Annotated in this window: 19 protein-coding genes; 9 read left to right on the plus strand and 10 right to left on the minus strand. The window is 47.0% G+C overall.

Annotated elements, in window-relative coordinates; translation table 11 throughout:
• The first annotated feature begins 161 nt into the window (after positions 1-161).
• The 3 genes from map to dapD are packed head-to-tail and all read left to right on the plus strand — an operon-like array spanning position 162 to position 4,396.
• Positions 162-959: a type I methionyl aminopeptidase gene (gene map / locus NFHSH190041_RS14490; protein WP_261922474.1), complete on the plus strand. Its 798-nt coding sequence runs from the start codon at positions 162-164 to the stop codon at positions 957-959.
• A 13-nt stretch (positions 960-972) separates the two neighbouring features.
• Complete coding sequence (glnD, locus tag NFHSH190041_RS14495) at positions 973-3,546, plus strand: bifunctional uridylyltransferase/uridylyl-removing protein GlnD (protein WP_261922475.1); 2,574 nt, start codon at positions 973-975, stop codon at positions 3,544-3,546.
• A gap of 25 nt (positions 3,547-3,571) precedes the next feature.
• Entirely contained in the window at positions 3,572-4,396 is an 825-nt protein-coding gene (dapD, locus tag NFHSH190041_RS14500) for a 2,3,4,5-tetrahydropyridine-2,6-dicarboxylate N-succinyltransferase (RefSeq protein WP_261922476.1), read from the plus strand.
• Positions 4,397-4,446: 50 nt separating this feature from the next.
• Here the strand turns inward: dapD and NFHSH190041_RS14505 are convergent, their stop codons facing one another.
• From NFHSH190041_RS14505 to NFHSH190041_RS14515, 3 genes are all read right to left on the minus strand, one after another.
• Positions 4,447-4,908, minus strand: coding sequence for a flavodoxin (locus tag NFHSH190041_RS14505; RefSeq protein WP_261922477.1), 462 nt, complete (start codon positions 4,906-4,908; stop codon positions 4,447-4,449).
• A gap of 319 nt (positions 4,909-5,227) precedes the next feature.
• Entirely contained in the window at positions 5,228-6,034 is an 807-nt protein-coding gene (truC, locus tag NFHSH190041_RS14510) for a tRNA pseudouridine(65) synthase TruC (protein ID WP_261922478.1), read from the minus strand.
• Positions 6,021-6,341, minus strand: a complete 321-nt coding sequence (locus NFHSH190041_RS14515) for a YqcC family protein (RefSeq protein WP_261922479.1) — start codon at positions 6,339-6,341, stop codon at positions 6,021-6,023. The genes truC and NFHSH190041_RS14515 overlap by 14 nt, the downstream gene beginning before the upstream one ends.
• 181 nt (positions 6,342-6,522) lie before the next feature.
• Here NFHSH190041_RS14515 and NFHSH190041_RS14520 point away from each other — a divergent pair, with 181 nt between their 5' ends.
• Together NFHSH190041_RS14520 and NFHSH190041_RS14525 are read left to right on the plus strand one after the other, a co-directional pair.
• Positions 6,523-7,539, plus strand: coding sequence for a DUF3549 family protein (locus tag NFHSH190041_RS14520; RefSeq protein ID WP_261922480.1), 1,017 nt, complete (start codon positions 6,523-6,525; stop codon positions 7,537-7,539).
• Positions 7,536-7,925 carry a DUF3301 domain-containing protein gene (locus NFHSH190041_RS14525; protein ID WP_261922481.1) on the plus strand — a complete coding sequence of 130 codons (390 nt, stop codon included), beginning with the start codon at positions 7,536-7,538 and terminating at the stop codon, positions 7,923-7,925. Before NFHSH190041_RS14520 ends, NFHSH190041_RS14525 begins: the two co-directional genes overlap by 4 nt.
• Positions 7,926-9,356: 1,431 nt before the next feature.
• Here NFHSH190041_RS14525 and NFHSH190041_RS14530 read toward each other — a convergent pair.
• Both NFHSH190041_RS14530 and NFHSH190041_RS14535 read right to left on the minus strand, forming a co-directional pair.
• Positions 9,357-9,998 (minus strand): GNAT family N-acetyltransferase, encoded by a 642-nt coding sequence (locus NFHSH190041_RS14530; protein ID WP_261922482.1) that lies wholly within the window; start codon positions 9,996-9,998, stop codon positions 9,357-9,359.
• Between the two features lie 193 nt (positions 9,999-10,191).
• Entirely contained in the window at positions 10,192-10,566 is a 375-nt protein-coding gene (locus NFHSH190041_RS14535; RefSeq protein WP_261922483.1) for a DUF3192 domain-containing protein, read from the minus strand.
• A 131-nt stretch (positions 10,567-10,697) separates the two neighbouring features.
• Between NFHSH190041_RS14535 and NFHSH190041_RS14540 the strand changes: the two genes are divergently transcribed.
• Entirely contained in the window at positions 10,698-11,009 is a 312-nt protein-coding gene (locus NFHSH190041_RS14540; protein ID WP_261922484.1) for a hypothetical protein, read from the plus strand.
• 4 nt (positions 11,010-11,013) lie between these two features.
• Positions 11,014-11,787, plus strand: coding sequence for a Zn-ribbon-containing protein (locus NFHSH190041_RS14545; protein ID WP_261925141.1), 774 nt, complete (start codon positions 11,014-11,016; stop codon positions 11,785-11,787).
• Positions 11,788-11,835: 48 nt separating this feature from the next.
• Here NFHSH190041_RS14545 and NFHSH190041_RS14550 read toward each other — a convergent pair whose 3' ends face one another.
• Both NFHSH190041_RS14550 and syd read right to left on the minus strand, forming a co-directional pair.
• Complete coding sequence (locus NFHSH190041_RS14550) at positions 11,836-12,363, minus strand: RNA methyltransferase (RefSeq protein ID WP_261922485.1); 528 nt, start codon at positions 12,361-12,363, stop codon at positions 11,836-11,838.
• Between the two features lie 91 nt (positions 12,364-12,454).
• Positions 12,455-13,111: a SecY-interacting protein gene (gene syd, locus NFHSH190041_RS14555; RefSeq protein ID WP_261922486.1), complete on the minus strand. Its 657-nt coding sequence runs from the start codon at positions 13,109-13,111 to the stop codon at positions 12,455-12,457.
• Between the two features lie 61 nt (positions 13,112-13,172).
• Here syd and queF point away from each other — a divergent pair, with 61 nt between their 5' ends.
• On the plus strand, positions 13,173-14,033 hold the full coding sequence (queF, locus tag NFHSH190041_RS14560; protein ID WP_261922487.1) for an NADPH-dependent 7-cyano-7-deazaguanine reductase QueF: 861 nt from the start codon (positions 13,173-13,175) through the stop codon (positions 14,031-14,033).
• Between the two features lie 467 nt (positions 14,034-14,500).
• Here the strand turns inward: queF and fusA are convergent, their stop codons facing one another.
• The 3 genes from fusA to NFHSH190041_RS14575 all read right to left on the minus strand — a co-directional run bounded on the left by fusA (position 14,501) and on the right by NFHSH190041_RS14575 (position 18,179).
• Positions 14,501-16,519: an elongation factor G gene (fusA, locus tag NFHSH190041_RS14565; RefSeq protein WP_261922488.1), complete on the minus strand. Its 2,019-nt coding sequence runs from the start codon at positions 16,517-16,519 to the stop codon at positions 14,501-14,503.
• A gap of 341 nt (positions 16,520-16,860) precedes the next feature.
• Complete coding sequence (locus NFHSH190041_RS14570; protein ID WP_261922489.1) at positions 16,861-17,640, minus strand: hypothetical protein; 780 nt, start codon at positions 17,638-17,640, stop codon at positions 16,861-16,863.
• Positions 17,640-18,179, minus strand: coding sequence for a heme NO-binding domain-containing protein (locus NFHSH190041_RS14575; RefSeq protein WP_261922490.1), 540 nt, complete (start codon positions 18,177-18,179; stop codon positions 17,640-17,642). Before NFHSH190041_RS14575 ends, NFHSH190041_RS14570 begins: the two co-directional genes overlap by 1 nt.
• A gap of 324 nt (positions 18,180-18,503) precedes the next feature.
• Between NFHSH190041_RS14575 and NFHSH190041_RS14580 the strand changes: the two genes are divergently transcribed.
• On the plus strand, positions 18,504-20,363 hold the full coding sequence (locus NFHSH190041_RS14580) for a methyl-accepting chemotaxis protein (RefSeq protein ID WP_261922491.1): 1,860 nt from the start codon (positions 18,504-18,506) through the stop codon (positions 20,361-20,363).
• The last annotated feature ends 112 nt before the right edge of the window (positions 20,364-20,475 follow it).

Raw genomic sequence — 20,475 nt, forward strand, 5'->3', positions numbered from 1 at the left:
AATGAACTTTCGCTCATGCCCGGCTAAAAAGTGCTGCAAACAACGTCAAACATGACGGCGCGCTTTATACCATAAAGCCACCCTGAGCACAAATTTTTGCATGGCAAATTGTGCCACCCATAACGCCTGAACGTTTAGCCCAAACTGATAGAGAAAGCGAAATGAGTATAGTCATCAAGACTGCAGAAGAAATCGAAAAAATGCGTGCGGCCGGCAAGCTGGCTGCTGAAGTGCTAGAAATGGTTGCTCCCCATGTGAAAGCCGGTGTCACCACGGATGAACTGGATGCTATTTGTGCTAAATTCACCGCAGAACAAGGCGCAATTTCCGCCCCACTGAACTACCACGGCTTTCCTAAGTCTATCTGTACATCGGTCAATGATGTTATCTGCCATGGTATTCCTGGCAATTATGCCCTGCGTGATGGCGACATCATCAATTTGGACATCACAGTGATCAAAGACGGTTACCACGGCGATACTTCAAAAATGTTCCTGATCGGTGATGTATCCGCCAAAGACCGTCGCCTGTGCCGCATTGCTCAGGAAAGTCTCTATATTGCTATCCGCAAAGTACGCCCTGGGGTAAAACTGGGTGAAATCGGTACCTGTATTGATAAATTTATCAAAAACAGCAAAAGCGGTTTGGACAAGTACAGCATCGTAAAAGATTACTGTGGTCACGGGATCGGGAAAGGGTTCCATGAAGAACCTCAAGTCGTACACTACAAAAATGATGACAAAACCGTGCTACGTCCAGGCATGTGTTTCACCATTGAGCCGATGATCAACGCCGGTAATTTTAAAACCCGCCTGAATGAAACTGACGGCTGGACTGTTACCACCAGTGACGGTAAAAACTCCGCGCAATGGGAGCATACTTTGCTGGTAACCGAAAAAGGTGTAGAAGTACTGACACTGCGTGAAGAAGAAGACTTCCCACGCATTATCAATCACTAATTCGGATACTTTTATGGACACAGCCCAGGTCGCCAAGTGCGCGCTGACAGATCAAAACCAGCAACTGCTGAGCGAATTTCGGGCGCAAATCCCCATTACTGAACTGGTGCGGCAGCGTTGCCACTTTGTGGATCAGCTGCTGCAGCAGGCATGGCAGGATTTGGGGCTAAGCCAGCACGCTATCGCCCTCATCGCCGTCGGCGGATATGGCCGCGGTGAGCTACACCCCCATTCCGATGTGGATATTCTGCTATTACTGGGCCAGCCATTAACGTCAGCCAGCGAGCAGATAATCGGGGAATTTATCACCTATCTCTGGGATGCCGGATTAGAAGTCGGCCACAGTGTCCGTACCCTGCCGGAAACCCTGACTCAGGGCCGGCAGGATATCACCATTGCGACCAACTTATTGGAAGCGCGCTTTCTCAGTGGTGAGCCCAACTTATTTGATGCCCTGTATGATGGGATCCGCAGTGGGGATTTCTGGCCATCTCATGATTTTTTCCTTGCCAAACGGGATGAGCAGCGGGCAAGACATGCCCGGGCCAGTGCATTTGATTTAGAACCCAATCTAAAAACCTGCCCCGGGGGATTACGGGATATTCAAACCATTGCCTGGGTGGCGATGCGGCATTTCAATGCAGCCAATCTGGAAGAATTACTGGATTATGGCTTTCTGTCCGCCGATGAACTGGATGAGCTACTGGAGTGCCAGCAATATCTTTGGTCACTTCGCTTTGCGCTCCATATCGTAGCTAACCGGGATGAAAACCGCTTACTGTTTGACCTGCAACCTCAGGTTGCCAATGTGATGGGCTATAAAGATGGCACCGAGCTGGCAGTCGAGCAGATGATGAAGCATTACTATCGCACCATTCGCCGGGTACTAGAGCTCAATGACATGCTATTGCAGCTATTCAAACGCGCTACCCTGTCAGACAGCGAAGCATTAATCATCAGCCCGATCGATCATGACTTCCAACGCCGGGGCCGTTTTATTGAAGCATTGGATGAACACCTGTTTAACGAGCCAAGACAAATTATTCGCCTGTTTTTAGTCGTGGCCAGAAATTCCAATATTCAAGGCATTTATGCCCCAACCCTGCGCAGTCTGCGCCAGGCTCGTCGGGCACAGCAACAACCTCTGATGGTGCACAGTGAATGCCGGGAACTCTTTATGGAGATCCTGCGCCATCCCCGTGGTATTGCCGCACTTTCTTTGATGCACAGTCATGGGGTGTTATCCGCCTATTTGCCCGCTTGGCGGGCCATCGAAGGGCAAATGCAGTTTGATCTGTTCCATGCCTATACTGTGGATGAACACACCCACAGACTACTACTGAATATCGAACGCTTTGCCCAAAGCGATCAAAAAGATGAATTTCCTTTAGGTTCGGTACTGATCAATCAATTGCCGAAAAAGGGGTTACTGGTACTGGCCGCCATTTTCCATGATATCGGCAAAGGGCGAGGGGGGGATCATTCCCTACTGGGCGCAGAAGAAGCCTTATTGTTTTGTAAAGCCCATGATATGAACGATCATGATGGCCGCTTGGTGGCCTGGTTGGTTGAACATCATCTGCTGATGTCCGTCACCGCACAACGACGGGATATCTCTGATCCAGATGTTGTCGCCGAATTTGCTGATATCGTCCGCGATGCCGTGCATTTAAGCTACCTTTATTGCCTGACTGTCGCCGATATCTGTGCCACCAATGAACGCACCTGGAACAGCTGGAAAGGGTCATTGTTGCGGGATTTGTATTTCTCCACCCAGCGGGTATTAGCCCGAGGCAAAGAAAAACCTATCGATATTCGCGCCCGGGTCCGGGAACATCAAGCTAAAGCCCGGAAAGATTTAACCCGCCATGGCATTAAAGAAAAAGATCTCGATGCACTATGGAGCCGTTTTAAAGCTAACTATTTCCTGCGCCATATGCCCAACCAAATTGCTTGGCATGCTGAGGCTATTTTAAAACACCGCAGCGATGATCCACTGGTACTGATGTCCAAACATGCCACCCGGGGCGGCACTGAGTTGTTTATCTATGGTCCCGACCGGCCACGAATGTTTGCAACCGTTATGGCGGTGCTGGACAACAAAAATATCACGGTACATGATGCCCTAGTGATGAGTTCCAAGGATAACTACTCACTCAATACCTTTATTATTCTGGAGCAAAATGGCGAGGCAGTATCTCAATTGCCCCGGATCCAGAGTATCCGTAAGGCACTTGTGCGCGCCTTGGGTAATGACAGCGATACTGTCAAGCCACCGAAATTCCGTAAACTGCCCAGACGGATGAAACCGTTTAAGGTCGCAACACAAGTCAGCTTTTTACCCTCTTCTCGCCAAGATACCAGTATGATGGAGCTGATTGCACTGGATTCACCTGGGCTGCTGGCGAAAGTAGGCGATATTTTATATCGTTGCGGCTTACTGCTGATCGCAGCAAAAATCACCACCATAGGTGAAAGAGCAGAAGACTTTTTTATGCTGCAGACTCAAGATGGCCAAGCGCTATCAGATGTGCAGCAAACTCAACTACGTGATGCGCTGATCCAAGCGTTGTCACAACCTGTTTAATTCAATGACGAATTGGGAGAAATCAATGGAGGCTTTACGCCAACGTATCGAGGCAGCATTTGAGGCTCGCCAGTCTATTACCCCGGCTTCAGTTGACCCAAGTGTCCGTGCCGATGTTGAAACCGTTATTGGCATGCTGGATAAAGGCCAACTGCGGGTTGCAGAAAAAATTGAAGGTCAATGGCAGGTTAATCAATGGCTGAAAAAAGCGGTATTGCTGTCATTCCGTATTTTTGACAATCAAATCATTGATGGGGCAGAAACCAAGTACTTTGACAAAGTGCCGATGAAATTTGCCGATTATGATGAAGCCCGCTTTAAAGCAGAGCAAATCCGTGTTGTGCCACCTGCAGCAGTTCGCAAAGGGTCATTTATTGCCAAAAACACTGTATTAATGCCCTCTTACGTGAATCTGGGCGCTTATGTCGGTGAAGGCACCATGGTTGATACTTGGGCCACCGTTGGTTCTTGCGCGCAAATCGGTAAAAATGTGCACCTGTCAGGTGGTGTTGGGATTGGCGGAGTACTGGAGCCACTGCAAGCAGGCCCAACTATTATCGAAGATAACTGCTTTATTGGTGCTCGCTCTGAAATCGTTGAAGGCGTTGTGGTAGAAGAAGGCTCTGTAATCTCCATGGGCGTTTATATCGGCCAAAGCACCCGTATTTATGATCGAGAAACTGGTGAAATCCATTATGGCCGCGTACCCGCAGGCTCGGTCGTGGTATCCGGCAGCCTGCCATCCAAGAGCGGAAATTACAGCTTATATGCCGCCATTATTGTCAAAAAAGTGGATGAGAAAACCCGCAGTAAAGTTGGTATTAACGAACTGCTGCGTATGGCTGAATAATTAATACACTTCATGCCCCAATACGTCAGCTTGGGGCATGACTTTCCCGTCTATACTGGCAATATTTCAGCTTGCTCATGCCAACTTTTCAACCATTGCAGCGCCAATAGATCCGGTGTCATGGTTTCCATCGCATCAATTTTCAACATAGGTAGCAAAGCACGGCAGCCTAACTCATTAAGTAGTGACTCAAGCTGTAATCCTGCGCCACAAAAAGTGTCATAACTGGAGTCGCCCAAGGCGACAATGGCATAATTTAATTCGGGCAGCCATGGTGCTTGAGATTGCATCTGGGTAAACCAAGGCTGTAATTCATCTGGAATATCCCCCTGGCCGGTAGTGGCACAGATAAGCAATAGCAACTCATCTGTGGGCGGCACAAAACCATCTAGCTCATGCATTTGCCATAATCTGGCTTCATATCCGAGTTGCTCAAGTGATCGATGTAGCACTTCTGCAACGGATTGGGCACTGCCATATACTGTTCCGAACAGCAGATTGACTTTCTTCATGGTATACTCCCTTGCCAAATTCGATGACTGGTCCCTGTGTTCCCAGCACTGACCCGGCTGCGCTTTTTGTACCTTACGCAGCCAGCTGTCAGAGTAGGAAATTTTGATCAGTCAGGTCAATAGCTTGCTTACCAAGTTTGTATTATGCACAGCCAGGAGCACCCCAATGCGCCATGCCAACCGCCCTGTTCGACAGCGGCACCTGAAGCATCTGCACAAAACCACCCACCACAGACGCAGCTGTTATTTTTGTGCCCGGGAACAGGAGTCCAAGACCGAGCCATCAACCACTATGACCACCCCGCCCCCGGTGCCGTTTTCAAGCAATCAGTATTGAGGACGAACCACTGAGACACGCTTCATCCCAGCCCAAGCCAGCGAAAATATCCAGCCATTCCGGCTCTAACTCTGTCTCAATCGTCATGGGCTGCTGAGTTACCGGGTGTACAAACGACAATTGCTTGGCAATCAGCCACAGCCGATTATGTTGAAAGTGCTCTCGGAAAAAACGGTTCTGTTTACCATCACCGTGCGTGGTGTCCCCAAGGATGGGGTGCCTTAAATGTGCCATATGACGTCTTAGCTGATGTTTACGCCCAGTTAAGGGTTCAAGCTGCATCAGAGCAAAACGGCTGGTTGGGTAGCGGCCTGAACTAAAAGGAATTTCACTGTTAAGCAATGGCGTATAACACGTAATCGCCTCTTGGGCGGCTTTATCCTCATTCGCATATTTATCCGCCACTTTATCCAGCTCTTCTTTCAGCGGATAGTCTAACTCCCCGGCTTCATGCATATTGCCTCTCACTAATGCCAGATAACGCTTACGGACACTGTGCCCAGCAAACTGCTGACACAATTTGGCCGCCACCTCACTGCTCTTAGCAAACAACAACACCCCGGACGTCGGCCGATCTAACCTGTGCACAGGAAACACGTGGCATCCAACCAGATCCCGAGTCATCTGCATGGCGAAATATTTCTCTTTACGCGCCAGATAAGTACGGTGGACCAGCAATCCAGCAGGCTTATGGATGGCAACCAGATGCTCATCTTCAAATAACACAGATATTTCAGGCGCTACTTCTACTGCATCAGGGACGGTAGTAATCATCTTATCGGGATTCATTCAGTAAATTATCCAACTCTTCCAACAATTGAATTAGGGAAATTCTTTCAGGCTCATGCTGCCAAACATGTTGCGCCATGGGGGCAATGCCACATTGTGTTGGTAACAAGGCACCACTATCCAGCAGCGCATACATCCGCGGAATAAAAATAAACTGTAGCCATTGCTCAAAAGCCAAGGTATCACAGGCAAATGGTGCCTGACTTGCCAATGCGCTGTGATGTGGAGCCGTATCAGCCCAAAGGGAGTGTGCTTGTAGCTCTTGCTCAAGCTGCTGTAAATAAGCCCGCGTTTGGGTTTGAATCATATTGTAAACCGCTATCAGCTGAGGATCAGGAAGCCATGATACCACTGCCGCAGAGGTAACGGTCAGCCGGCAAGCCATTCTATCGCGGTTAAACCGCGCAAAGCATCTCACTGTCACCTTGTAAGTAAGTCGGTATAATCGCCTTAATTTATTCTTTTTATTTCATAATAAAGGTCAGTCCATGGCAGAGCTTACCACCTTGGGTCAACTACTTGATGCCGCCCACAGCCAATTCACCGTCTTTGATTTAGGGCGGCGAGTACAACATATCGATAATATGGCTTTTTATCAGATTGAAGCCCTACAGGCACCTTACCCCTACCCTATTCAGGGATATGCCCAATTCGCTCTGGTTTTCTGGGATCACCAGCAGCAATATTTTATCTGGTTTTTAAAGTTGCCACTGGATGAACAAGGATTACTGAATCCGGCGGCCCGCAGCCAATTTATTGGCATGGTCATCGATGCGTTAGGACAGAATTTAACTCAAAGTCTAAGTGACAGTCAGCAACAGGCGATGGCCAACCACCCACTCAGTTTTAAACCTTCCCAGGAAAAACTAGCCGTATTCAATGCCATGGTTAGGCGACAGTTGGGACAAGCGGCATCTTCACAGTATGAGTATGCCGTGCAATATCTATCCGGTAGGGTTGCACAAGACAAGTGGCAACAGGTTGGACTACAGGGATTAGCTGATATCTGTGCCAGGCTGGATTGTGCGGAGCACCACCAGCTGATCCTGCGCGGATTATCCCACGCCGCCCCCCAAGTCATCACGGCATTATGTCAGTGCCTTGAACATAGCACTTTAGATAATGTACTAGCCGATGCCGTTCTAGAGCGGTTTTACAGTGCGGAGAATCACCATTTAAGGCTGTATTTATTGCGAGCGCTGGCTTCCTGCCCCCAACAGAGCGCCTGCGCATTAGACTGGCTTGAGCAACATCAATTATTGGATCAGGATGCACTGATCACCATTGCCGCCCGCAATTGGTATGTGCTGAAACTCGAACCAAGTCGCACTCTCTACCTCGAAGCCTTATCCGGTCAAGATCAGCGCTTTTTTAATCAGGTATTTGCTGATATTGTCTCCATTCCTGCATTACGACCGCTACTACTGGCAGCGATCCGCAGTCCACAGCGCAGTACTCAGCTGTCTACAGCCATTGGTGGATTATTTAGAGCGACAAGGACATGATGACAGACTTGCTAATTATTTTGGCATTACTGGTGATTGCAGCATTTTTCTGGCAATTACGCTATATGGCGGAGCAGAGCCGACGCTTTGCCGAAAGAGAATGCCGTAAACAAAAGGTACAGTTATTGGCAATTGCTATGGAATCCGCCAAACCTTCTCTCGGCGGTCATGCAGGCTTATGTTGGCAAGCCCGCTATCAATTTGAATTTAGCACTGATGGCTTGAATCAATACCGAGCACATATTGTGATGCGAGGTAAAACCATTACTAAAATCGAATGGCCTATTTTCCCTGAGCCATTATGGGATGAGGCACCACAAGCAAGAGGTGCTGTTGGTGGTGGCTGTGGTAGCCGAGGCAATTGTCGCTCAGGGTCTTGTCGCTAAGCTGAACATCAGCTTCTGTCCATGAATAAAAAGAAAGGGCGTGATCCTTGGATCACGCCCTTCTGTTACTTTGTAAGCCTTCCTGCTATTTTGGTGCTCCCTGCTCCATCCTTGCGACTGAATATGCGTCCTGCATCATCCCTGTCTTCCCTGATATTCCCTGTACCTAAGTACCTTCCCTGTGACTTGGTGTGTCCATTACCAAGCTTGCTGCATCCCTGAGCGTGTCCTGCCACCATCCCTGAAAGACTTTTCTTCATCCTGAAGTCAAATCCTGACACAATCCGTTGCTGCCATCCCGGGCCGGTCAACGCTTCCTGCGTTTTTCCATGCTGGGTTATCAGCTCATTTGAGGCTTTTCGCGGTACATCCTGCACCATTCCTCAATGGTTCACATCCTGTGATAACAGCATCTGCTGTGTAGTTTTCCTTAACGGTTTTCATTGTAGGTATTCCGCGACAAGCTGTACTGACTGCAGAGCAAAAAAATACCCACATGAAAAACTGTTACACACAGAAACATTTCAAGGTATTGATTTTGAAGGAATTATAATGAAACCCTTCATTTTATCTGAATTAAAGCACACAAAAATATTACATTACTGTGAGAGATAGCTTACACAAAGGACAGCTAAAAGTAGGTTTAACTGTCAGAAGGGTAAAATAAACTGATAGACAAAATATCGTGTCGTTTTATCTCTATGTGCAGATAAAAATACCAAAAAGAAAGGGGCGCGTTTTGCAACGCGCCCCCTCGTCTTACATGTAAGCCTTCCCGCTATATGTCGTGCTCCCTGCACCATCCATGCGTCTGTATCACTCCTGTGATATCCTTTCCATCCATGAATTCCCTGTACCTGAGTACAACATCCCTGCGCTATCATCCTAAGAGCAATCACTCATCCGAGAGTTGATTTGGCATCCAGCCGAGTTGACTACATCCTGTAATCACACTATCCCTATCCCTGCTACCGACTTCCCGACGGTCCTTGCATCATCCTGACGCGTGTCCTGTTTCATCCATGATATTCATAAATTCATGTCAGTCTTTTCAATTAGGGACTTTTACTCTGAACTATATGATTCTGAGCTATACGCTTCCTGCGTTATTGCCATCCCCTGACTGCCATTTAAGTCTAATCTTTTACTGAAAAGATTTCGGCGCATTTTTGTTCAGATGAAACTAATACATCCAGTTACATTTAACAACCATATGAATAACATAGCTATTTTATAAATTCATCCCAAAAGCTTTATGTTTATCTCTCAGTTCTCTTACGGCTTTGTAAGCTATCTCTTACAAAAAAAATAGCATATCGCTTAAATATCAGTTTTCGCTATTCTCGATTTCAATCAAAACATAAGCAAATGAATGTCTACTGATACTGAAAAACCATTATTTTTGCTCTTCAAACAGGCATCTGTGTTAGATTAATCAGCTAATTTAGGTCCAGCATAAAACAACAGTTGCCCCTCGGTATTGCCACTCGCAAGCGCACCTAAGGGAACAAATCCATGCTGATTAAACCAATGCAGATGGGTATCTTGGTTAACCCACACCGCCAAACCATCCATTGATGGCTGCTCATCACACCAATGGGTCACAGCCTGTAATAACAGGTGACTTAATCCTTGTCCCTGTTCCTGAGGAGCAATACAAACAAACTGGATAATCCCACAATGGGGACCGGGCAATTGCGCCACCAGAGTACTTTCTTTATGCAACCATTGGCGAGTCCCGTGCCAACCAGCACCCAATATCATCTTCAAACGCCAGTGCCAGTATCGGCTATCCCCCAAAACATCCTGATGAGCAACAACACAGAGCACACCAATAAGCCGATGCTGCTCAAAAAGCCCTACCAAAGGTTGCTCTTGTAACCAGAGTTCATGTAACTCCTCCCGAATAGCAGCCCGCAATTTCTGTTCATATTGATTGCGATCACCATCAAATAGCGTATCAAGAAAAAAAGGATCATTAAGATAAGCGTTATAGATAACTGAAGCGGCCAAACGAAGATCTTCTCCTGTCAAGTAGACAGCGCGGTATCTTCCCTCGATGCTATTGTCCATTCCGGCACCCTGCTGATAATTAGGTTACTTAAATGTTAACCTAGCAGTCACCTTTCGTATTGTTAAGTATGAAATGCTGTCTTGTTAGGGAAGGTATGATGCCCATCATGGCTATTTTTCCTAAAAAAAGCCCACAACCATAATGTGCTGTAGGCTTCTTATTTGCGAGGTTGGTAGCCTCACTGCAGTTTAATCACATCAATTGTGTCGCAGTGGCTCCCCACCCAACTAATTGGCCTTGACGCAATACCAGTGGCGTACATTCATCTTTGCTGGTGCGACCATCGCCTTGAACACGCTGAGTCCGGTAATACAGCACCTGTACTAATTCATCCTGCCGTTGGTAGGCTTCATTAAAATCAGCAACCCCCATTAACTGCTCAATCTGTGCGGCATCCATACCGAGAGTCAACTTCGCTAACATCGCTCGGTTACGACTTTCCTGACTGTGCCATTCATCCTGACTCCATTGCTGTTCATATCTCCCTTTATCAACTTTGATAATACAACCAGTGAGGCTAAAGGTGGCTATACCGGCAAGCAGCAATGGCATAAACTTAGTGATCATTTTCGACATCCTTAATCTATTGTTGGCAAAATCACCTCTTTCCAGCAAAAGTCAGGCCACAAAATTAACTTGTTGATATATATAACTTATCACAAAGTTTCATCCGTCTAAATTGGGAAAATTCACGATTAATGAGTCAGATAGACCAGATTGTCAGCGTTGCCCGCTTTCTACAGCTAGCCGGTAAAACCCCCACGATTGCGCTACTAAAAAGCCAATTAAAAGAGATGCCAATGCCGTTATTGATCCAGGGAATACAAAAATTCAAATCCCTGTCCGCAGCAGAATTGGCCCAAATATCCCCATCGGCCGCCCATAATGAGGCAACATCGCCTGCTGCTAATCAGCCAAGCAGCGAACTAGATGAATTAAAACAACAACTGCATCGACTACAGCAGGCTTATGATGAGCTGGCTAAGCGCGTTGCGAAACTGGAACACTAACCCCATGTTTGTTACTGAGTTACGATTTGAATGTTTTGCTGACACCACCATCAGTGCGGCAGAAAAAGCGATTAATAATCTGCTAGAGGCCTACCGGGCCAATGGTCAGATCTTGGGGCGGGAGTTTGCCGTTGCCTTCAACCAAGGCGAATTTCGGGTACGATTGCTGCTGCCGGAAAAAGAGAGTCTGCATTACAGTTTCAACAGCCCTTGGGCCAAACTGGCATTAAAAGAATTAACTGACGCTAAGCTACTCAGCCCTCGGGAAAAATTTATTGGCCAAGATATTAATTCTGAAGCTAGTGCCACTGAATTTGCCAGTTGGCAGGTACTTTATACCAGCTATGTGCATATGTGCTCGCCACTGCGTAGCGGGGATAATTTACTGCCAATTCCGTTGTACCGTATTCCTGCAACGTTTAATGGCGATCATAAACGAATTATCCGCTGGCAAACGGAATGGCAGGCTTGTGATGAATTGCAGATGGCTGCTGCCACCAAGGCGGAATTTGCCGCGTTAGATGAATTAAGCTCACCACAGAGCGATTTATTCCGGCGCGGTTGGGATCTGCGCGGCCGTATTGAATTTCTGACCCAAATTCCAACCTATTACTACTTATATCGGGTTGGAGGACAAGATAAAACCACAGAAATGAGCCGTCCTTGCCCCCGCTGTGGTAATCCGGATTGGCGTTTAGAAGAGCCTTTGCTGGATATGTTCCATTTCCGCTGTGATAACTGCCGTATTGTCTCCAATTTATCTTGGGACTATCAGTAATACTAAGCCACAACGCCATTAGTCCGTTTAGCGAAAATCAAACAAATCTCAACGACCGGGTTTAACTTTAACCCGGTTATTGGTATCTCGACTGGAAGCAATCAGTTCGTCACTGCCTTCGGCTTGAGCGGATTTTGCCAAGCGGTCATATAAGAGCACATTGACTGATGCAGCGAGATTCATACAACCAACAGTGGGTACGTAAACCACCGCATCCGCCCGATCAATCACTTGCTGACGAATCGTGCCGTCTTCCGGGCCAAAAATATAAATGGCCTGTTCAGGATGATTAAATTGCGGTAAAGGAATCGCGCCAAGGACCAAATCAACACAGACTATTTTCATGCCCTGGGGTAAATCATCCAGCAAGTCTACAACCGAGGTTAGCGGGATCCGCCCCCGTGCATGATGGGTATCCGTGTCATATTGAGTTTGATTACGAGCAGCATATTCATACCGCTGGCCGGTATAACGAACCTGCGCTGCGCCATAACATCCCGCTGCGCGCATCACACCACCAACATTGGTGGGACTTTTAGGATTAGTTAAGCCGATAATAACTTTTGAAACGCTCATTGTGCCTGTATCCGATGCCACATATTGTCACGTCAGTGAACAAAAGGGGGCTATTTTTACCAAGCCCCACCGGAAATACAAGCCTGCTGGTTCAGCGGTCGGATTTACCTATCAGGTTATGCCACATCACTTTCAGCCGCGACCAAATGCCTGGGTGCTCTAGCGCTGGCATAGGAAGTTCTTCATGCTTGACTGGCGGCGCAACTTTGGGGGACAACTGCGCCAGATACTGGGCTAAACTATCAGCCAACTTCTCTTGCTGCACCTCGCCTGGCACTTCACTCCAAACGCTGCCATCGTCATTATTGACCGTCAGCATTTTCTCGCCATCATCCAGCAGGCCGACAAACCAAGTCAGGGGCTGACGTAGTTTCTGCTTCATCATCAAATGGCCAATCATATTTTGTTGCAGGTAAGCAAAATCTTCAGCATTCCACACCCCGGTCAATTCCCCGTCGCCACTAGGAGCATGAAACAAACAGGGGGCTGTCCAGAAATGACCATAAAAATCATTAATATCTGGATGCAAAGTAATATTCAGCGCATTAGCAACATTATCAAAATTACCCGGTTCATTCCGTTTAACCGGTTGCCAAAACACGGCATCACTGGCTTGCGTCGCATCACCGCTCATCACACAAGGAGAGTCTTCTCCCTGGGTAAAATATCTTGGATACTCAGATAAACGGCTCTGATAGGCCGCAGGATAGGCGTGTAAAAAGCTTTCCAGCTCAGCTAAACAAGGCACTTATTGGACTCTCATTTTCAGGGTATAATTCGAGCCTGATTTTGACACGGAATGATTTTAGATGACACAGCAGCACGATAATCCCTATAGCCATGCCAGTGAGTTAAGCGGCCTGACACTGGGTAAATCCACCGGCTATAAAGCTGAGTATGATGCTACCCTGCTGCAGGGCGTACCGCGCTCCCTGAACCGGGATGCCATCGCCCTGAGTGGCGATTTGCCATTTCACGGTGTGGATATCTGGACAGGTTATGAACTGTCCTGGCTTAATGCCAAAGGCAAACCTATGGTTGCCATTGCCGAGTTTTTCCTCAGCCATGACAGCAAGAACCTGATTGAATCCAAATCATTCAAGCTCTACCTCAACAGCCTGAATCAGACAAAATTCGATTCAATAGAACAACTACAGCACATTCTCACCACAGATCTTAGCCAATGTGCCCAAGGGGACATTCGGGTGAGCATTATTGAACCGAAACAGTTCGGTCACCAACGTGTAGTAGAGTTGCCAGGGCAGTGTATTGATGAGCTGGATATTGAAGTTACCGACTACAGTTTTAATCCCCATCATCTAGATAACAGTATTGACAGTAAACAGGTTGTGGCTGAAACCCTCACCTCCAACTTGCTGAAATCTAACTGTCTTATCACCTCACAGCCGGACTGGGGCAGTGTGATGATCCGCTATCAGGGGCCTAAAATTGATCGGGAAAAGCTGCTGCGGTATCTGATTTCATTCCGCCAACATAATGAATTCCACGAACAATGTGTGGAGCGGATTTTTATGGATCTGAAACGCTTCTGCCAGTGTACTAAGCTGACGGTTTATGCCAGATATACCCGCCGAGGTGGACTGGATATCAACCCTTACCGCAGTGACTTTGAGCAGCCTCCCCAAAGCCAGCGTTTGGCCCGACAGTAACTTCTGACTTATAGCAAAAACAGAAACAGCGCCATCGGGCGCTGTTTTATTATCCTGCTATGATCTGGTGTCAAAGAGCCAACCTCCATGCTGGTTAATAGTGCAATATACCCCTGCCGGTTGTCGCCCCACTATCAGTAATGACTGATTTTCTGCGCTCGCAACATCTGATGCTCAGCTTAGGGTTCTTTAACCAACGGGCTGCCCGGTAATATGCCCCTTATGGAGCGGTGCGCCGACGTCGTCGGGTCAAAAAATACCGAGAAGCATTGATATACGATTTAGCCCGGGAACGGCCGCAATGCAGCGCGCCCCCGACGTTTTAATTATGGTACGCTTTGGGAAAGATCGCCAACCTGACTCTTGATGCCCAAGATATCGCTAACATCCTCTAACAGAAACATTTTTCGTAGCCTTCACCTCTCCTAGAGCTATATTTCTTATCTATATAAAACTTATTCCATATATCACCGGGCAATATCCTGACCTGATAGCGCTACGTCATAACGGGAAAACATCAAGGTGTAATGCCCCTGTGCTCCGGTCAAGGCTTTAAGACGCTGGGCAAAATCACCTAACATTGCCATGGGCACTTCAGCCTCAATCAATATTTCCCCCTGTTCCAGGGTCTGAGTCCCCATAATCAATGCTCGCCGACTAGCAAGCTCAGCGGTAATATCACCGATAGAATGCGCCCCAGCCTGTAGTTGAATTTTCCCCCAAGGCTCCAATAAAACAGGCTCCGCTGCTGCCACGGCTGCCATCAGTGCTTTTTTTCCGGCACAAACAAAGGCGATTTCCTTAGAATCCACACTATGATGTTTACCATCAAGTAACGTCACTTGTAGATCAGTCAATGGGTAACCGGCCAATTCCCCCGCGTTAAGGGCCTCTCTTACTCCTTTCTCCACGGCAGGAATAAACACCCCGGGAATAGCTCCACCGACGACCTGATTAACAAAGACAAACCCGGCGCCACGCGGCAATGGCGTCACACTAAGTAATACTTCACCAAACTGCCCCGCGCCGCCAGACTGTTTTTTATGCCGATAACGAGCTTGCGCCGAACTCGAAATGGTTTCCCGATAGGCAACTGCGGGCGGCTCAGTATGCATTTTAACCCGGTAGACCTGAAATGCCTTTTCCAGCGCGATCTGCAGATGTTGATCCCCCAGTCCTTGCAACACAGTTTGCCCTGCGGTCTCATTTCGACTGAGTTGCAAACTGGGATCTTCACTAATCAACTTTTGCAATACTGCCGTTATTTTTTGCTCATCCCCTTGGCGCTGTGATGAAACGGCCAGACCAAAGATAGCCTGTGGCAGGCGCTGGGGTACAAGTGCCAAATCATCAAACTCATGACTGTCATGCAGCACATCCCCAAGGTCCAATTCTTCCATTTTTGACAAAGCAACAATATCGCCTGGCACACCTTGTGACATAGGCAACTGTTGCTCTCCCTGCAAAGTATAAAGCTGAGGGATTTTGACGGGCTTTCTGGCATCACCACTTAAGAGTTTTGCCCCGGGCAACAATGTACCTTGATAAATCCGCACAATTGCCCTTTTGCCAAGAAAAGGATCAATACTGAGACGAAAAACCTGCGCGACCAAAGGAGCATCAGATTTCAGGGACAGATCCACCAGTTGCGAATTGCCATTATGACAACTGACAAACTGGGGGGGATTTGCCTCCAAGGGGTTAGGTAGCAATTGTATGATTAAATCCAACAGTGCTTGAATACCACTTGGTTGCTCAGCACTGGTGAAGCATACCGGTACCAAATGCCCCATTCTTAGCGCTTGCTCCAGTGCTGGATGCAACTGCGCGGCAGTTAAACTTTCACCCTGCTCTAAATAGCGCTCAAGCAGTTGCTCATCCTCTTCCACCACGGTTTCTAATAACGCTTCATAAGCCGCTGCCGGAGTAGAAAACAAAGTCGCGTTGTCACAGTCTACTGCCGGATAACAAGCTACTACTCCACCGTTAACGCCGGGCAAGTTAACCGGCAAACAACGGGGGCCAAATGTATGCTGCACTGTATCTAATAATGCTGCTAACTGCGACTCATGACCATCAATGTGATTAATCACTATCATCACAGCCTTTCCTTGGGCCCGGGCTGCGGTAAACGCTCGCTGGGTAATCCCCTCTATACCGCTCGCGGCATTAATCACTAATAAGACTGATTCCACAGCACTAAGCACCTGCAGCGCACGGCCAAAGAAATCCGGTAATCCAGGCGTATCGATAATGTTGAGATGATGGTGTAGATAATCAATATTGAGGAAAGAAGGTTCGAGGGAATGTTGATGGGCTTTTTCTTGAGCGGTGAAATCTGCATGGTTAGTGCCCTGACTAACGCTACCCCTTAATGGTATTGCGTGAGCCTGGTAAAGCAGGGCTTCCAGCAAGGTGGATTTTCCGGCTCCGGTGTGTCCTAACACCGCAACATTACGGATCTGCCCGGTTCGATACTCAGCCATAACAGCTCTCCTTGAGTCACAATTAATCCAGCAGTCTTGGTGAGTATAAGAACAAGGTTGCGACTAAATATTGACCAAAGACAGGTTTTAGCCCCTTAGCCACCACCAAGTTTGAGATATCACAGTCGTTATCCAGTCAATATGGTAAAAGCTATCGAGCCCATAACACTGAGGATCAGAAGAGGGATTCAGCATATAAGCTGATGATTTAAAAACTAAAATAGCGAGGTTTACTATAAAAGCATTGAACAAGACGCTGTGCGGTGAACCATTAACTCAACAAAGCTATAAAGGTTCAGTGCTAATGATTTGTTCTACAAGTTAGATATTAATCTCCGGGTTTATGTATTACTGTCAGATTTAAGCCAAGGTTTTAACTGAGAGCAAGCCTGCTCCAATGCTGATACCTGGGATGCAAATCTGGCCGGTAATAATCCCGTCTCACGTCCAGCCTGTAACTGCGCACTGATCTGCGTTATCTGACGTAATGGTTCATATAATGACAAGGCGATATGCTGCAGAGGGTAATCACTTGGCGCATCCTGAGAACAAGCGTTTAGCTCTGCATTTAAATTTATAACTGTTTTAGTATCGCTGCGTTGTTCTATTTCAATTTCTGCCGGCTTGGTTATTTCGCTATGCTGCAGACGCTGCTTCACACTCTGCAGCTCTGCCAGAGCGGAAGCTTTAACACTCAGTGCCATCAACAAAGTTGCCATACTGTCAGAGGCAGCAAAATCCTGCAGCTCAAGACCAAGATCAGCCAACGCTGCTAATGACTCTACGCGAGGATAAGCAACTAAAAGCCAAGGCTGCGCGGCATCATCTAACTGATAAATCGCCCCCATTAGCGTCACTTCTGGGCGAGTCACTGACTCAAATACCGTGGCTAATCCCACCAAGCCTTCTACTGTTTCCGGTCTCAGCGGCATAATATTACGCCTAAGATGCAGTACCTCTGCAAGTGACCGCCCCAGGGAGGCGGACGGTAATAGTTTCAACATAGCCGGACTGAGAGTAGTAATCTGCAGTTTGGCATCCAATACCAGATAAAACCGGACAATCTGTTGAAAACAGGGATGGTTAAGCATGATCTCAGCATCCCCCTGAGTTATCGTCATCAAGCCAGCTCCTCTACCATAAACGCCGCTTCATAGTCAGAGTTTTCCCCCGACTCCAACAGACGCACTTGGGCGGGATAGCTGAAGTACTCACACAGCCCTTGTAACAATCCCTGAGTGAAAGCCGCTAACCCATGACGCTCGGAGTAATACTCAATGAGAATGCATTGCTCTGTTAGCTTTTCCACATGAAAGAATGGTGGCTTTAAGCCTGGCATCTGCAGTTGTAAACTGGCATGCATTTTATTGAGCTGACACATAAAGCTATAAAAATCAGAGCCGGTGACAGCAAATAACTCCGTATAATCTTCTTGTGCGGTAAAGCTAACCCAACGCTGCCCCAGCAATTGTAACAGCTCATTTTGGGGTGCCTGCAATACACAGCAAGCAGCTGCGACTAAATCAAAAGTGATTGCATCGGGGTAATTGGTTACCGCATCAATGGGCAAATCCGGATATCCCGCCTGCTGACAAATCTGTTGCCAAGCTGGCTCACCATATTCTTGGCTAATAGTGCGGCCGATAAATTTATTCACCATGCCATACATATGCTTTCCCCATATTACTGATACCCTTAACAAGGATAGCTGAATTGGAGAGTCAAGACGGTCAAGATAAACGATTAAAAAATAGACTAAGCACAGTTTCAATGCTTATCTATATTTAGGTATGACATTGTAATAGCTCGCATTTACGCCCAAAAAATATCCGCAAAACACAAGATGTGTCACAAAAATAGATTTCAGTTTTACACCACTTCAGCCGCAACCATTCTTGCGCTTTTTATCGCCAATTCATTTCATGGTAAAACGCCGCATCACCTAATTGATGCTTAACTAATGTCCTTATCAATCAAAAATCGCATGATCCTGTTAACTGCCGTCATTGTTGCCTTAGTATGCAGCTTACAGGCTTGGCTATCAGGAAGCAGCCTTAGTCAATTGACACTGAAAAGTGTTATAACCGAGATGAATCAAACAGGCGATGCTACCAGCGGCTTTATCTCTGATTGGTTTACTATCCGCGAACAAATGCTGCTAGCTAATAAAGATATTGTTGCCAGTGGTCAAGATGGCAGCCCACAAATGCTGCTAACTAAACGGGCAGGCCATTTTCTTTCCGTATATACAGGTTACGATGATGGTACTTTGGTCGCCGGGGATAAAACGGAAACCTGGGGTAAAGACTATGACCCTCGTGTCCGCCCGTGGTACAAAGATGCTGAACGCAGTAATAAAACGATTATCACTCCGCCTTACCATGATGTCAGTGGTAGTGTGATTATCAGTTTAGCTAAAGCATTTTCCGGAAAACGCTCTGGGGTCTTAGCACTGGATGTTACTGTCGATGATATTGTCAAACAGGTTTTAAATCTAAAACTGGATAATGATGGTTTTGCCTTTTTAGTTGACGGTAAAAATAATATCGTTGCTTACAAAGATAAATCTTTCACCGGTAAACCTCTCACCGCTTTAGATCCAGAGTTTACTCCGCAGGTAATTAATCATCTGGCACAAATTGATGATCCATTTCAATTTAAATTTGCCCAAGATCATAAAACTAAATGGATTTTCGTCTACCCAGTGAAGGGCACCAGCTGGAAGTTAGCCGTGATTATGGATGTACAAAGTGCCATGAGCCATGTTGTCCATCAAGTCTGGTTAAATGCCGGTATCACTCTAGCACTGTTTATTGTTGTTTCTCTGCTCAGTGGATTACTGATTAGTCGCATGCTCAAACCACTGCAGGAATTAAACACAGCGATTGATGAACTGAGTCAAGGGGATGCCGATCTGACTCGCCGTCTAACTGTCAAACGCAATGATGAAATCGGTCAGGTTTGTACTAGTGTGAACCGCTTTATTGCCCAACTGCAGCAACTGATTAGTGAATTAGTTGATCGCTCCGGAAAACTCGATGGCATAGTCCTTAAAGCTGGTCAGTTAGCGGAAGATACTGCCGGAGCAATTAACCAGCAACGGCAACAAGTAGATCAAGTCGCTACTGCCATTCATGAAATGTCTGTCTCTGCTGGTGAAGTTTCCAGTCATGCTGAAATGGCGGCCAGTGCAGCACAAGAATCTTCTGATGCTTGTAAACAGGGTCAGTCCATCATCAATGAAAATATGATGGCCATCGATGATGTCGCAGGCCAATTACAAAGTGCCAGTGGTATCATTGGGGAACTGGAAGCAAATGTACAGGGTATCCATAAGATCCTGACCAATATCCAAAGCATTGCAGACCAAACCAATTTACTGGCATTGAATGCTGCTATTGAGGCTGCCAGAGCTGGAGCCCATGGACGAGGGTTCGCTGTCGTGGCCGATGAAGTTCGGGTACTGAGTCAACGCACTCATACAGCAACCGAAGAAGTAGCCAAAATTATTGGCACATTACAGAGTAATGCCGAGCTGGCAGTCAATGCCATGCAAAGCAGTAATCATCAGGCAACCAGCAGTGTGAATTTGGCAAAACAAGCCAATGAACGACTGCAGCAAATCACTAATTCTATTGAGCAAATCACTGATATGGCAAGCCAAATTGCCAGCGCGGCCGAAGAGCAACGGGCAGTTAGTGAAGATATCAGTCGGAATACTCAAAATATTAAAGATATGGCTGATGATGTGGCAAAACAGGCCGATGAAAGCAATCAACAAAGTCAATTAATCGCCCATGAAGTCACAGGGATCAATAAGCAGATTGGTCAGTTCAAACTCTGATAGCAACCTGTAACAACAAAAACGCCTGCACTATGCAGGCGTTTTTATATCAATAGCCATAACGGCAAAAGCGCTCATCATGCTGAGCGCTAGATGATTTTCATCTTAGTTG

The organism is Shewanella sp. NFH-SH190041, assembly GCF_024363255.1.
In the GTDB taxonomy this organism is placed as follows: Bacteria; Pseudomonadota; Gammaproteobacteria; order Enterobacterales; family Shewanellaceae; genus Shewanella.

Coding starts and splice junctions, on each gene's coding strand:
- map (WP_261922474.1), top strand. CDS start 162: ATGAGTATAGTCATCAAGACTGCAGAAGAAATCGAAAAAATGCGTGCG.
- glnD (WP_261922475.1), top strand. CDS start 973: ATGGACACAGCCCAGGTCGCCAAGTGCGCGCTGACAGATCAAAACCAG.
- dapD (WP_261922476.1), top strand. CDS start 3,572: ATGGAGGCTTTACGCCAACGTATCGAGGCAGCATTTGAGGCTCGCCAG.
- NFHSH190041_RS14505 (WP_261922477.1), bottom strand. CDS start 4,908: ATGAAGAAAGTCAATCTGCTGTTCGGAACAGTATATGGCAGTGCCCAA.
- truC (WP_261922478.1), bottom strand. CDS start 6,034: ATGAATCCCGATAAGATGATTACTACCGTCCCTGATGCAGTAGAAGTA.
- NFHSH190041_RS14515 (WP_261922479.1), bottom strand. CDS start 6,341: ATGATTCAAACCCAAACGCGGGCTTATTTACAGCAGCTTGAGCAAGAG.
- NFHSH190041_RS14520 (WP_261922480.1), top strand. CDS start 6,523: ATGGCAGAGCTTACCACCTTGGGTCAACTACTTGATGCCGCCCACAGC.
- NFHSH190041_RS14525 (WP_261922481.1), top strand. CDS start 7,536: ATGATGACAGACTTGCTAATTATTTTGGCATTACTGGTGATTGCAGCA.
- NFHSH190041_RS14530 (WP_261922482.1), bottom strand. CDS start 9,998: ATGGACAATAGCATCGAGGGAAGATACCGCGCTGTCTACTTGACAGGA.
- NFHSH190041_RS14535 (WP_261922483.1), bottom strand. CDS start 10,566: ATGATCACTAAGTTTATGCCATTGCTGCTTGCCGGTATAGCCACCTTT.
- NFHSH190041_RS14540 (WP_261922484.1), top strand. CDS start 10,698: ATGAGTCAGATAGACCAGATTGTCAGCGTTGCCCGCTTTCTACAGCTA.
- NFHSH190041_RS14545 (WP_261925141.1), top strand. CDS start 11,014: ATGTTTGTTACTGAGTTACGATTTGAATGTTTTGCTGACACCACCATC.
- NFHSH190041_RS14550 (WP_261922485.1), bottom strand. CDS start 12,363: ATGAGCGTTTCAAAAGTTATTATCGGCTTAACTAATCCTAAAAGTCCC.
- queF (WP_261922487.1), top strand. CDS start 13,173: ATGACACAGCAGCACGATAATCCCTATAGCCATGCCAGTGAGTTAAGC.
- fusA (WP_261922488.1), bottom strand. CDS start 16,519: ATGGCTGAGTATCGAACCGGGCAGATCCGTAATGTTGCGGTGTTAGGA.
- NFHSH190041_RS14570 (WP_261922489.1), bottom strand. CDS start 17,640: ATGACGATAACTCAGGGGGATGCTGAGATCATGCTTAACCATCCCTGT.
- NFHSH190041_RS14575 (WP_261922490.1), bottom strand. CDS start 18,179: ATGGTGAATAAATTTATCGGCCGCACTATTAGCCAAGAATATGGTGAG.
- NFHSH190041_RS14580 (WP_261922491.1), top strand. CDS start 18,504: ATGATCCTGTTAACTGCCGTCATTGTTGCCTTAGTATGCAGCTTACAG.